At 72.9% G+C, this 12304-nt stretch carries 7 protein-coding genes and 1 pseudogene; 4 read left to right on the forward strand and 4 right to left on the reverse strand.

The window, feature by feature from the left end:
- Positions 1-168 precede the first annotated feature (168 nt).
- The 4 genes and pseudogenes from ABGA99_RS34665 to ABGA99_RS34680 form a co-directional block, all read right to left on the reverse strand.
- A pseudogene (locus ABGA99_RS34665) lies at positions 169-1464 on the reverse strand (DUF6531 domain-containing protein); the annotation flags it as partial.
- 81 nt (positions 1465-1545) lie between these two features.
- Positions 1546-2574: a hypothetical protein gene (locus ABGA99_RS34670; RefSeq protein ID WP_347584187.1), complete on the reverse strand. Its 1029-nt coding sequence runs from the start codon at positions 2572-2574 to the stop codon at positions 1546-1548.
- Between the two features lie 47 nt (positions 2575-2621).
- Positions 2622-3242 carry a hypothetical protein gene (locus tag ABGA99_RS34675; RefSeq protein WP_347575117.1) on the reverse strand — a complete coding sequence of 207 codons (621 nt, stop codon included), beginning with the start codon at positions 3240-3242 and terminating at the stop codon, positions 2622-2624.
- Between the two features lie 215 nt (positions 3243-3457).
- Positions 3458-4852: an endo-1,4-beta-xylanase gene (locus tag ABGA99_RS34680; protein WP_347575116.1), complete on the reverse strand. Its 1395-nt coding sequence runs from the start codon at positions 4850-4852 to the stop codon at positions 3458-3460.
- Positions 4853-5036: 184 nt separating this feature from the next.
- Between ABGA99_RS34680 and ABGA99_RS34685 the strand changes: the two genes are divergently transcribed.
- From ABGA99_RS34685 to ABGA99_RS34700, 4 genes are all read left to right on the forward strand, one after another.
- Positions 5037-8039: an FAD-binding and (Fe-S)-binding domain-containing protein gene (locus ABGA99_RS34685; RefSeq protein ID WP_347584188.1), complete on the forward strand. Its 3003-nt coding sequence runs from the start codon at positions 5037-5039 to the stop codon at positions 8037-8039.
- Between the two features lie 107 nt (positions 8040-8146).
- Positions 8147-8992, forward strand: a complete 846-nt coding sequence (locus ABGA99_RS34690) for a TIGR03084 family metal-binding protein (RefSeq protein ID WP_347575114.1) — start codon at positions 8147-8149, stop codon at positions 8990-8992.
- Positions 8989-10686: an acyclic terpene utilization AtuA family protein gene (locus tag ABGA99_RS34695; protein WP_347575113.1), complete on the forward strand. Its 1698-nt coding sequence runs from the start codon at positions 8989-8991 to the stop codon at positions 10684-10686. The genes ABGA99_RS34690 and ABGA99_RS34695 overlap by 4 nt, the downstream gene beginning before the upstream one ends.
- Positions 10683-12281, forward strand: coding sequence for a carboxyl transferase domain-containing protein (locus tag ABGA99_RS34700; protein WP_347575112.1), 1599 nt, complete (start codon positions 10683-10685; stop codon positions 12279-12281). The genes ABGA99_RS34695 and ABGA99_RS34700 overlap by 4 nt, the downstream gene beginning before the upstream one ends.
- Positions 12282-12304: the final 23 nt, after the last annotated feature.

The raw sequence follows: 12304 nt of genomic DNA on the forward strand, positions 1-12304 counted from the left end.
ATCGGTGTCTCAGCAACTCCGAACTGCACCAGAGGCCCTGTCTTCATGCACGGCCACGGCAGAATCACCCGCCCCACCGGCCACTTTCGATCACACCGCACTCAAGATCGATAGGACAACGGCTTCTGAGTCGGGCAGGACCGCGTCAGCGGGGCCGGAGGGGTGGCGGTAGGCCAGGAGACGTCCGTCTTCGGTGACGAAGACGACCCCCTGCTCGTCGATCTCCAGTCGTTGGTCGATGGTGGAGGTCCAGGTGGGGCCGAACCACCACCCACATCTGTACGCAGAGCCGAGCCGACGGTTGAACGCCAGAGGCAGGAGACCGGGTAACTCGATGTCGGTCTGGGGGAGGTACATCTCGCCGGTGGCCAGGTCGATCGGGTCGGTGAGCTTGTTGACGACGCTCTTGAACCGGTCGCGGGCGCCGCGCGCCGCGTCGCCCAGCATGGTGCGCCCGCGCTTGGCCAGGCCCAGCACACCGGCCTTCATGGCCTTGAGGCCCTTCACGGCCTTCATGCCGCCCTTGGCCATCTTCGCCAGCCCGCCGAGGGTGGTCAGGCCCTTCATGCCGGGAATGCAGTCAAGGGCGGCGAACGCGACGTCCCAGAGAGATGCTTCCCCGTTCAGGTACTTGATGAGGGTGTCGGCGAGGACGACGAGGGCGGCGGCGAGGACTACCAGTGCGAGGGGGCCGCCGATGATGAGGACGACGATGCCCAGGACGGCGACGATGACCTTGCAGACGGTGACGATGGTGTCCCAGTTGTCCTTGACCCAGTCGACCGCCTTCTCCCACCACTTGCGGTTCTGGATCCCGGCGTCGGAGGCGTCTTCGAGTTTGTCCTTGGCCTCGGATGCGGCGTCTTCGCGCATCTTCTTGGCGTCGGCGGCCATTTTCTTGGCGGCTTCGAGGCCGGATTCGGCGTTGTCGACGGCCGTCTGGGCGCTGGTCTGGGCGGACTTCGCGTCGGTGGCGTTGCGGGTGGCGGCGCGGACCTCGGACTCGTCGGGCTTGTCCTTGCCCTCTTTCTCGTCGTACTCCTCGGTTTTCGCGGTGGCGCGTTCGACCCAGGAGTTGGCCGAGTCCAGGCGGCCGGTCGCGGACGACAACTCGTTGCGGGCCTCGCGCCCCCTGGCCAGCGCCTTGTCGGCCAGCGACTGGGCCCGCTCCAGCTTCGGCCAGTACGCGGCGAGCGCGTCGCCCGCCAGTTCGTACGAGCGCTGCAGCTTCTTCAGGTTCTTGGGAACCTCCTCGAACTCGTCCTGGAACGCCTTCGCCGTCTTCCCCGCCCAGCGCAGGATCGCGTCCTCGCCCGCCATGGCCTTGATCTGGCGCAGCGCGTCGGTCACGTCGCCGGCGAAGTCGTGCAACTCCCGGGCCAGTTGCTTCACCCGGGCCGGATCCCCCGGCGTCGGATCCTCGTCGAGGTCGAGTACGTGCCAGTCGGTGGGGCGGTTGCTCACGGTTCTCCCAAGGCGGCGGTCCGCAGTCCCGAGCGAAGCGGTGAGACGGCGTGGTCAGATAAGGGTCGGGAGTTCGCGGGCTCAGCGGACGACGGCCTGGATTTCCGCGACCTCGACCTCGGTGGTCGCGTCGAAGACACCGTCAGGGAGCCGTTCGGGGTCGGGCCGACCTGTGCCGGTCCAGCTGATCTCCCAGGTGACTGTGGCCGTCAGCTCGTACGGGCCCGTGCTCTCCGTGGAGCGGAGGTACGTCAGGCCGCAGGGCGGCGTCTCTTCGGAGCGGCCGGCCGCGTACGGGGTGCCGATGGAGCCGTCGTCGTTGATGCGGCAGGAGCCGTCCTCGGGGTATGACTCCGCGTCGTCCGTGCCGGGGTCGATGTGCAGGCCCACCGGGCGGGCGGTGGTGGTCGCCTCGATGCCGATCTCGGGGATGGACGCGCTGACCGACACGGGGCGGAACGTGCCCTCGCCGAGCCACACCCAGGTCGGCAGGTTGACCTTCTGGCTCGCCGCCGCCGGGCGCAGGGTCGCCTCGTCGCGCGGGAGGCTGAGCCTGTCGTAGGCGAGTTCGGCCAGGACCTCGGGGGTGACGGCGTTTTCGTACTCGACGGGCGGGGAGTCACCTGTGTCGACCCAGAACCACGGCTCCATGCAGTCGAAGATCGCGGGGTCGTCCGTGCGGCTCTTGTCGTAGAAGTCGTCCCACCAATAGCCTTCGCCGGACTTGTCTTGGTTGAAATTGTCGTAGGGCTTTCCGCCGCTGTACTTGTCCATGAAGTCCGAGGCGATGTCCTGCCCGTCAGGGTCGTGGACCATCGTGAACCACACCCTCCGGGCCAGCTCCTCGAACTTGTCGGGACTGTAGGCCGGGCCGTACCAACACGGTGGCGGCTCCCAGTCGCTCACCGGGGCCACGGACCCGCCCCCGTCCCCGCCGGGGCCGTTGCGGGTCTCGTCCCAGACGATCTCGACCTGGGCGTAGATGTTCCCGTTGCCGCTTCCCCCCGAGGGGCCGGAGCCGCCGGACGGGTTGCCTTCTCCGGGGTCGAAATTATCTCCATGCCCGCCGAGTCCGTCGTCCTCCTGGGCTGCGGCCGGACCGGATAACATCCCCAGAGATACAAGCCCGGATAACGCGAAGGTGGCTGTGACTTTCGCTAAACCTGGCACTGTGCCGCCCCCCGGTCAGAAACACCCTTGGTCGTCTGCCAGACGCCCTCCGCGCTCTTCTCAAGCAGCGTGTTGTAGAGGATGTACGCGTTCTTCGAGCCGCTGCCGGTCGGCAGATCCTTCTCGTTCGCCGGATCCTTCGTGATGACGGCATCGCTCTCGTCGGCGCAGAAGACCACGGCGGCGGTGCCGTCCTCCTTCATGGTCACCTTGCGGTCGAAGACCCGGATGACTCCCGCCCACTTGTCATCGGCGTCGACCCAGCCCTTGACGAAGTCCTGCGACATCGACAGTGCTTCACCACTGGTGTAGAAGGTCAGGGCAGAACTCTGTGTGTCCGCCTTCAGGATCGCGTCGTAGAGGGCGATGAACCGCTGCTCGCTGTCGCTGAGGACCGCGTCCTTCGTGGCGTCGCCCGTGGCGGCCTCCTCGAACGTCAACTTTGCGTACGAAGGAAGCGTCAACTCCGGGCGGTCCGCCTCCGGTTCGCTCTCCTTCGGTGACGGCGACGCCGACGAGCCGTCGTCCGCGCCCTTGATCTTCTCGTCGTCACCCCCGTCCCCGTCGTCCGAACCGCATGCCGTCAGGAGCAGGCTCGCGGCGGCCACGGTTGCCAATGTGGCGGGGAGGGTGTGTCGGCGTCTCACGTCAACTCCCTGTAGGAGGCGGGTCACTACGGGTAGAAGACGCTATCCGTGGGACGCGGGGTTTCGCCAGCGCGTTCGTTGGCTCGATGTCGCCGCTTCACTGAAGCCCCACGTGTCCCATACACGGCCGTCCGCCGGGGTCTCCGCGGTGGCGGTGGCCCCGGCGGACGTCGGGGTCAGCCCAGGGTCGGGGTGGGGGCGGGGTTGGTGCCGGTCCAGGTGCCGTTGAAGCCGAAGGTGACCGAGCCGCCGTCCGGGACGTTGCCGTTGTAGGGGGCGTTGGTGCAGGTGACCCTCGTGCCGCTCTGCTGGCAGGTCGCGTTCCAGGCGTTGGTGACGCGCTGGCCCGCCGCGTAGTCCCAGCTGACCGACCAGCCGGCCAGCGAGTCGCCGTCGCAGCTCACCGTGACCGCGGCGGTGAAGCCGCCGTTCCACTGCTGGGGTACGGCGTAGCCCGCGCTGCAGCCGTCACCGGGGCCGGGGCCCGGGCCAGGGTCGCCGCCGAGGGCTTCGACCACCGCGTTGTACGCCTGTTTCGGCTGGTAGCTGTCGTTCCAGAGGGTCGCCGAGCCCTCGCCGTCGAAGACGCCCGGCACCCAGGAGTACTTGTCCGGGAAGCCCCACACCGTGATGCCCTTGCAGCGGGTGACCGCCAGGCAGGCGCTGACGACGTTCGTGTAGTACTGCGACTGGGTGGCTTCCTTCTGTGTGCTGACGGGGAGCTGCATGCGTACGTCCAGCTCCGTGATCGCCACGTCGACGCCCAGGTCCGCGAAGCGCTGCATGTTCTGCCGCAGGTCGCTCGGGAAGCCGTACTGGATCGCCAGATGGCCCTGGATACCGACGCAGTCGATCGGTACGCCCTGTGCCTTCAGGTCGCGGACGAGGTTGTACATCGCGGTGCTCTTCGCGTTGACGCCCTCGATGTTGTAGTCGTTGATGCACAGCTTCGCGCTCGGGTCCGCCGCCTTCGCGGCGCGCAGCGCGTGGGCGACGAAGTCGCGGCCCATGGCGTTGTAGAAGGGGCTCGTACGGAACGTGCCGTCCTCGTTGAACGGCTCGTTGACCACGTCCCAGGCGTCGATGTCGCCCGCGTAGTGCCCGGCGACCTGCGTGACGTGGTTCTCCATCGCCGTACGGACCTCGCCGCTCGGCAGTCCCGAGACCCAGCCGGGGAGCTGGCTGTGCCAGACGAGGGTGTGGCCGCGGACCGACTGGCCGTTCTGCTGCGCGAAGTCGACGACCCGGTCGCCGGGGGCGTAGTTGAACTGGCCGCGGGACGGCTGCACGGTGTCCCACTTCATCTCGTTCTCCGCCGTGACCTGGCCGAACTCGCTGCCCAGGATCCCGGTGTACTGGGTGTCGGAGAAGTGCGACGTCGCGGCGGCGGAGCCGATGAACTTGCCGTGCGCCTGTGCGAGCTGGTTGAGGGAGGCGGCGGCGGCCGCGGGTGGGCCGGCATCCGCGGGGGCGGCCGCCTGCGCGGGGGCGGCGGTGCCGAGGCCGTACAGGCAGAGGGCGCCGGCGAGCGCGGCGAGCAGGGCCCTGGGCCTGCTGCGGAGTCTTCGCATGTTCCCCTTCTTCCCCCGCGGGCGGGCGCGGGCGGTGGTGGAGTGATGGCGCCGGATCCGTGCGTGCCGTGAGGATCGAAACATTCGGGACTGATTTCGAATCTTTCTGGGGTCGGACGTTAGAGGCGCGAGTGGTGCACGTCAATACAGGCGGCGGGGCGGGGGTGTCCGGCACGCTGGGGCCATGGATACGCAGACGAGCGCGGACACGGGTACGGACACCGGGATCGACGTCGTGGCGCTGGAGCGCCGGCTGCGGGGCGCGGTCCGCGGCGAGGTGGGGTTCCGGCCCCGGGACCGGGCTCTCGTCACCATGGACGCCTCCAACTACCGCCGCGTCCCCCTCGGCGTCGTCGCCCCCCGCGACGCCGACGACGTCGCCGCCGCGCTCGCGGTGTGCCGGGAGTACGGCGCGCCCGTCGTCGCCCGCGGCGGCGGTACGTCCATCGCGGGCAACGCCGTGGGCGTCGGCGTCGTCCTCGACTTCACCCGGCACCTGAACCGGCTCGTCGGCCTCGACCCCGAGGCGCGCACCGCCGTCGTGCAGCCGGGGCTCGTGCTCGACCGGCTGCGCGGCGCGGCGGCGGAGCACGGGCTGACGTTCGGGCCCGATCCGTCGACGCACAGCCGGTGCACGATCGGCGGGATGGTCGGCAACGACTCCTGCGGCCCGCACAGCGTCGCGTGGGGGACGACGGCGGACAACGTGCGGGCGCTGGACGTGGTGACGTACCGGGGGCGGGCGGTGCGGCTGGAGCGGAACCTCGCGGTGGTGCCGGGGTTGCAGGAGTTCGTCGCGGAGCATCTGGCGACGCTGCGGACGGGCGGGCGCGCGGTCGGCCGTGCGGGCGGGCCGCCGGGCGGCCCTGCGGGCGGGCAGGCGGGCGGCGTCCGGGACGGAGACGACGCCCCCGGTGCGTACGCCGCCGGCGCCCCCGGCCCGTACCCCCGCGACCTCCCCGGCTGGCCCGATCTCCCCCGCCGCATCTCCGGCTACGCACTCGACGCCCTCCTCCCCGAGCGCGGCGCCGACCTCGCCCGCGCCTTCACCGGCAGCGAAGGCACCCTCGCCGTCCTCACCCAGGCCACCGTCCGCCTCGTCGAGGCACCCCCCGCCCGCGCCCTCGCCGTCCTCGGCTACGCCGACGAGTCCGCCGCCGCGGAAGCCGCCCCCGGGCTGCTGCCGCTGCGTCCGCTGACCGTCGAGGGCATGGCCGCCGACCTTGTCGGCAGCGGCCCCGGCGCGCACGCGCTGCCCCGCGGCGGCGCCTGGCTGTTCGTCGAGACCGGCGGCGAGACCCCCGCCGCCGCACGGGCCGCCGCCGACGAGGTGTGCCGCGCCGCCGACGCCGTCGACCACACCGTCGTCGCGGACCCCGCCGCGCAGCGCGCCCTGTGGCGTATCCGCGAGGACGCCTCCGGCACCGCCACCCGCTTGCCCGACGGCAGCGAGGCGTGGCCCGGCTGGGAGGACTGCGCGGTGCCGCCCGCGCGGCTCGGCGCGTACCTGCGCGAGTTCCGCGCGCTGCTCGCCGCGCACGGGCTGCGCGGGCTGCCGTACGGGCACTTCGGCGACGGCTGCATCCACGTGCGGATCGACTTCGACCTGCTGACCGCGCCCGGCGTCGCCCGCTTCCGCGAGTTCTCGGGGGAGATGGCGGATCTCGTCGTCGCCCACGGCGGCTCGCTGTCCGGGGAGCACGGCGACGGGCGGGCGCGTTCCGAGCTGCTGCCCGCGATGTACGGGGACGAGCTCGTCGGCCTCTTCGGCGGCTTCAAGGACCTCTGGGACCCCGACGGCGCCCTCAACGCCGGCGTGATCGCCCGCCCCGCGCCCCTCGACGCCGACCTGCGCTTCGCGCCGCTGCCCCGCGGTCCCGTGCCGGTGGCGTTCGGGTATCCGCACGACGGCCCCGAGGGCGGCGACTTCGCGGCGGCGGTGCGGCGGTGCGTCGGCGTCGCCAAGTGCCGGAACCCGGCCGGGAGCCCCGGGGTGATGTGCCCGTCGTACCGGGCCACGGGCGAGGAACGGCACTCCACGCGCGGGCGCGCGCGCCTGCTGCACGAGATGCTGGCGGGGGAGGTCATCACGGACGGGTGGCGCTCGGAGGAGGTACGTGAGGCGCTGGACCTGTGCCTGTCGTGCAAGGGGTGCCGCAGCGACTGCCCGGTGGACGTCGACATGGCCACGTACAAGGCCGAGTTCCTGTACCACCACTACGCCGGGCGGCGCCGGCCGATGGCGCACTACGCGATGGGGCGGCTGCCGCAGTGGCTGCGGCTGACGGCGGCGCTGCGGGCGGCGGGGGCGGCGAACGCGCTGGCCCGGGTGGGGCCGCTGGCGGCGGTGGCGAAGCGGCTTGCGGGGCTCGCGGGGGAGCGGGCGATCCCACCGATCGCGCGGGTGCCGCTGACGCGGTCGCTGCGGCGGGGGGCCGACACGGATCCGGACGTGCTGCTGTGGCCGGACACGTTCACGAACTACCTGTCGCCGGAGGCGGGTACGGCGGCGGTGCGGGTGCTGCGGGCGGCGGGACTGCGGGTGGGGCTGCCGCGGGGGGCGGGGAAGGTGTGCTGCGGACTGACGTATGTCTCCACGGGCCAACTGGACCAGGCCCGCGCGGTGATGCGGCGGACGCTGGACGCGCTGGAGCCGGAGGGCGGCGGGAGTGGTGAGACCGGCGACGCCGGCCCGCCGCTCGTCGTCCTCGAACCGCCCTGCGCCGCCGCGCTCAAGACCGACCTCGTCGAGCTGCTGCCCGGCGACGAACGCGCCCCGCGCCTCGCCGCCCGCGTCCGCACCCTCGCCGAAGCCCTCGAAACCGCGGCCCCCGACTGGACCCCGCCCCGCCTCGACCGCCCGGTCACCGGCCAGACGCACTGCCACCAGCACGCCGTCCTCGGCGACGCCGCCGAGCGCCGCCTGATGGCGAAGGCGGGACTGGAGGGGCGACTCGCCTCGGGATGCTGCGGCCTGGCGGGCAACTTCGGCTTCGAACGCGGCCACTACGAGGTCTCCGCCGCCTGCGCCGAAGACCAGCTCCTCCCGGCGGTACGCAACGCGCCGGGTGACGCGGCGGTCGTCGCCGACGGCTACTCCTGCCGCACCCAACTCGCCCAGCTCGGGGGCGTCCAGGCCCGCCACCTCGCGGAACTCCTCGCGGAGGGCCTGCCGGAGGAGGGGTGAGCGGTGCCCGCGGAGCCGCACCACCCCGACTGAATCCGGCAAGCACGCTTGCTTGTTTTCCGGTCCGCTGCCACCCTACTGCGCAGTAGTCACGAGGGGAGCGCAGCATGGCGGGCCCGGAGATCAACTCCCTGCTGGACGACCTCCGCGACGAGAGCGCCGCGCTGGACGCCCTCGTCGCCGGGCTGCCGCCCGAGCGGTGGGCGCTCGGCACGCCCGCCGCCGGCTGGACCGTCGCGCATCAGATCGCCCACCTCGCGTGGACCGACCGAGCCGCGCTCGCCGCCGCGGACGATCCCGAGGAGTTCCGGCGGATGCTGACGCACGCCCGGGAGGCGCCGTTCGGCTTCGTCGACGAGGGTGCCGAGCGCGGCGCCGCCCAGCCGCCCGACGTGCTGCTCGACCGGTGGCGGCAGGGGCGCGAGGAGTTGCGGCGGGTGCTGCTGGCGCAGCCGGCGGGGGTGCGGATGCCGTGGTTCGGGCCGCCGATGAGCGTCGGGGGTGTCGCCTCGGGGCGGTTGATGGAGACCTGGGCGCACGGGCAGGACGTCGCCGACGCGCTCGGCGTACGGCGTGCGCCCACCGCCCGGCTGCGGCACGTGGTCCGTATCGGCGTACGGACGCGGGACTTCGCGTACGCCGTCCACCGACTCGCCCCGCCCGCACAGGAGTTCCGCGTCGAGCTGACCGCACCCGGTGGCAGCGGGGAGGTGTGGGCGTACGGGCCGGAGGACGCCGCCGAGCGCGTCACCGGGCCCGCGCTCGACTTCTGTCTCCTGGCCACCCAGCGCGTGCACCGCGCCGACACCGCGCTCGTCGCCGAGGGCGCGGAGGCGGAGCGCTGGCTCGGCATCGCCCAGGCGTTCGCAGGACCACCGGGCGGCGGCCGGGAACAGACCGCGGACGGCGCGGCCCGTACCGGAGGCCGGGCCACTTGGGAGGACCGCCCGTGACCCTCCGCATCGGCAACGCCTCCGGCTTCTACGGCGACCGCTTCGACGCCGTCCGCGAGATGCTCACCGGCGGTGAACTCGACGTCCTCACCGGCGACTACCTTGCCGAGCTGACCATGCTCATCCTCGCCCGTGACCGCCTCAAGAACCCCGCCGCCGGCTACGCCAGGACCTTCCTCCGCCAGCTTGAGGACGGCCTCGGCCTCGCCCGGGACCGCGGCGTCGCCCTCGTCGTCAACGCCGGCGGCCTCAACCCCGCGGGACTCGCCGCCGCCGTCCGCGAGCTGTCCGAGCGCGTCGGCGTGCCCGCCCGCGTCGCCCACGTCGAGGGCGACGACCTCACCGCCCGCGGCACCTGGCCCGGCGCCCTCGCCGCCCACGCCTACCTCGGCGGCGCCGGCATCGCCGCCTGCCTGCGCGCCGGCGCCGACGTCGTCGTCACCGGCCGCGTCACCGACGCCGCGCTCGTCACCGGCGCCGCCCAGGCCCACTACGGCTGGACCCCCGGCGCCGCCGACGGCCCCGACGACCCCGCTCTCCACGCCCTCGCCGGGGCCGTCGTCGCCGGCCACGTGCTGGAGTGCGGCACCCAGGCCACCGGCGGCAACTACGCCTTCTTCACCGAGCACGACGTCCGCCACCCCGGCTTCCCCCTCGCCGAGATCGAGCCCGACGGCAGCGCCGTCATCACCAAGCACCCCGGCACCGGCGGCGCCGTCACCGTCGAGACCGTCACCGCCCAGCTCCTCTACGAGACCGCGGGCCCCCGCTACGCGGGACCCGACGTCACCGCCCGCCTCGACTCCGTACGCCTCGCGCCCGAAGGACCCGACCGCGTCCGCATCACCGGCGTACGCGGCGAGCCCCCGCCCCCCGACGTCAAGGTCGGCCTCTCCCGCCTCGGCGGCCACCGCAACGAGGTCGTCTTCGTCCTCACCGGCCTCGACATCGACGCCAAAGCCGCCCTCGTCCGCGCCCAGATGGCCCCCGTCCTCGCCGGTGTCGCCGACGTCCGCTGGACCCTCGCCCGCACCGACCACCCCGACGCCGACGTGCAGGAGGAGGCGTCCGCCTTCCTCCGCCTCGCCGTCCGGGACCCCGACGAGGCCGCCGTCGGCCGCGCCGTCAGCGGCGCCGCCGTCGAACTGGCCCTCGCCAGCATCCCCGGCTTCCACGTCACCGCCCCGCCCGGCAGGGCGCAGCCGTACGGCGTCTTCGAGGCCGCGTACGTCCCCGCCGCCGACGTCCCGCACACCGCCGTGCTGCCCGACGGCACCCGCGTCCCCGTCGCCCCGCCGCCGCGCACCCGGGCGCTGGCGCCCGTACCCGAGCCGCCGCTGCCGCCGCCCCCGCCGCCGGGGCCCACGCGCCGCGCACCGCTCGGCGCCGTGGCCGGCGCGCGCAGCGGCGACAAGGGCGGCAGTGCCAACGTCGGCGTCTGGGCCCGGTCCGACGCCGTCTGGCCCTGGCTGGCCCACAGCCTCACCGTCGACCGCTTCCGCGAACTCCTCCCGGAGACCGCCCCCTTCCCCGTCGTCCGCCACGTCCTGCCGCACCTGCGCGCGCTCAACTTCACCGTCGACGGACTCCTCGGCGCGGGCGTCGCCTCCCAGGCCCGCTTCGACCCGCAGGCCAAGGCGCTCGGCGAGTGGCTGCGCGCCCGGTACGCCGACATCCCCGAGGAGCTGCTGTGACCGTGCTCGCCTCGTCGCTGGACATCGCGGGCCCCGACTACGCCGCCCACCGCGCCGCGATGCTCGACAAGCTCGCCGCGCTCGACGCCGAGCACGCCAAGGCCGTGGCGGGCGGCGGCGAGAAGTACGTCGCCCGGCACCGCGCCCGCGGCAAGCTGCTCGTACGCGAGCGCATCGAGCTGCTGCTCGACCCCGACACCCCGTTCCTGGAGCTGAGTCCGCTGGCCGGCTGGGGATCGGACCACGCCGTGGGCGCCTCGCTCGTCACCGGCATCGGCGTCGTCTCCGGCGTGGAGTGCCTGATCACCGCCAACGACCCGACCGTACGCGGCGGCGCGTCCAACCCCTGGACGCTGAAGAAGGCGTTCCGCGCCCATGAGATCAGCCTCGCCAACCGGCTGCCGTCGATCCACCTCGTGGAGTCCGGCGGCGCCGACCTGCCGTCGCAGAAGGAGATCTTCATTCCGGGCGGCGCGCTCTTCAAGCACCTCACGCGCTCGTCCGCGGCCGGCATCCCCACCATCGCCGTCGTCTTCGGCAACTCCACGGCGGGCGGGGCGTACGTGCCCGGCATGAGCGACCACGTGATCATGGTCAAGGAGCGCGCGAAGGTGTTCCTCGGCGGCCCGCCGCTGGTGAGGATGGCCACCGGCGAGGAGAGCGACGACGAGTCGCTGGGCGGCGCCGACATGCACGCCCGTACCTCGGGACTCGCCGACTACTTCGCCGTCGACGAGCCGGACGCCCTGCACACCGCCCGCCGCGTCGTCGCCCGCCTCGCCTGGCGCAAGGCGCACCCGGACCCGCCGCCGGCCGCCCCGCCCGCGTACCCGGAGGACGAGCTGCTGGGCATCGTGCCGGGCGATCTGAAGGTCCCGTTCGACCCGCGCGAGGTGATCGCGCGGGTGGTGGACGGTTCGGACTTCGACGAGTTCAAGCCGCTGTACGGGACGAGCCTGGCCACCGGCTGGGCCCGGCTGCACGGCTATCCCGTCGGGATCCTCGCCAACGCGCGCGGCGTGCTGTTCAGCGAGGAGTCGCAGAAGGCCGCGCAGTTCATCCAGCTCGCCAACCAGCGCGACATCCCCCTGGTCTTCCTCCACAACACCACCGGCTACATGGTCGGCAAGGACTACGAGCAGGGCGGCATCATCAAGCACGGCGCCCAGATGATCAACGCCGTCTCCAACTCCCGCGTCCCGCACCTGTCGGTGCTCATGGGCGCCAGCTACGGCGCCGGGCACTACGGCATGTGCGGCCGCGCGTACGACCCGCGGTTCCTCTTCGCCTGGCCCAGCGCCAAGTCGGCGGTCATGGGGCCGCAGCAGCTCGCGGGCGTGCTGTCGATCGTCGCGCGGGCGTCGGCGGAGGCGAAGGGCATGCCGTACGACGAGGAGGGCGACGCGGCGCTGCGGGCGATGGTGGAGCAGCAGATCGAGGCGGAGTCGCTGCCGGTGTTCCTGTCGGGGCGGCTGTACGACGACGGGGTCATCGACCCCCGGGACACCCGCACGGTGCTGGGGATCTGCCTGTCGGCGATCCACACGGCGCCGTACGCGGGGGTGCACGACGGGTACGGGGTGTTCCGCCTGTGACCGCGCGACCGGCATCCATCCGG

Source organism: Streptomyces sp. B5E4 (assembly GCF_039871555.1).
Classification (GTDB): domain Bacteria; phylum Actinomycetota; class Actinomycetes; order Streptomycetales; family Streptomycetaceae; genus Streptomyces.

Excerpts from the sequence above, each read along its gene's own strand:
- ABGA99_RS34690 (WP_347575114.1), top strand. The coding sequence starts at position 8,147 with ATGGCGGGCCCGGAGATCAACTCCCTGCTGGACGACCTCCGCGACGAG.
- ABGA99_RS34680 (WP_347575116.1), bottom strand. The coding sequence starts at position 4,852 with ATGCGAAGACTCCGCAGCAGGCCCAGGGCCCTGCTCGCCGCGCTCGCC.
- ABGA99_RS34670 (WP_347584187.1), bottom strand. The coding sequence starts at position 2,574 with ATGTTATCCGGTCCGGCCGCAGCCCAGGAGGACGACGGACTCGGCGGG.
- ABGA99_RS34685 (WP_347584188.1), top strand. The coding sequence starts at position 5,037 with ATGGATACGCAGACGAGCGCGGACACGGGTACGGACACCGGGATCGAC.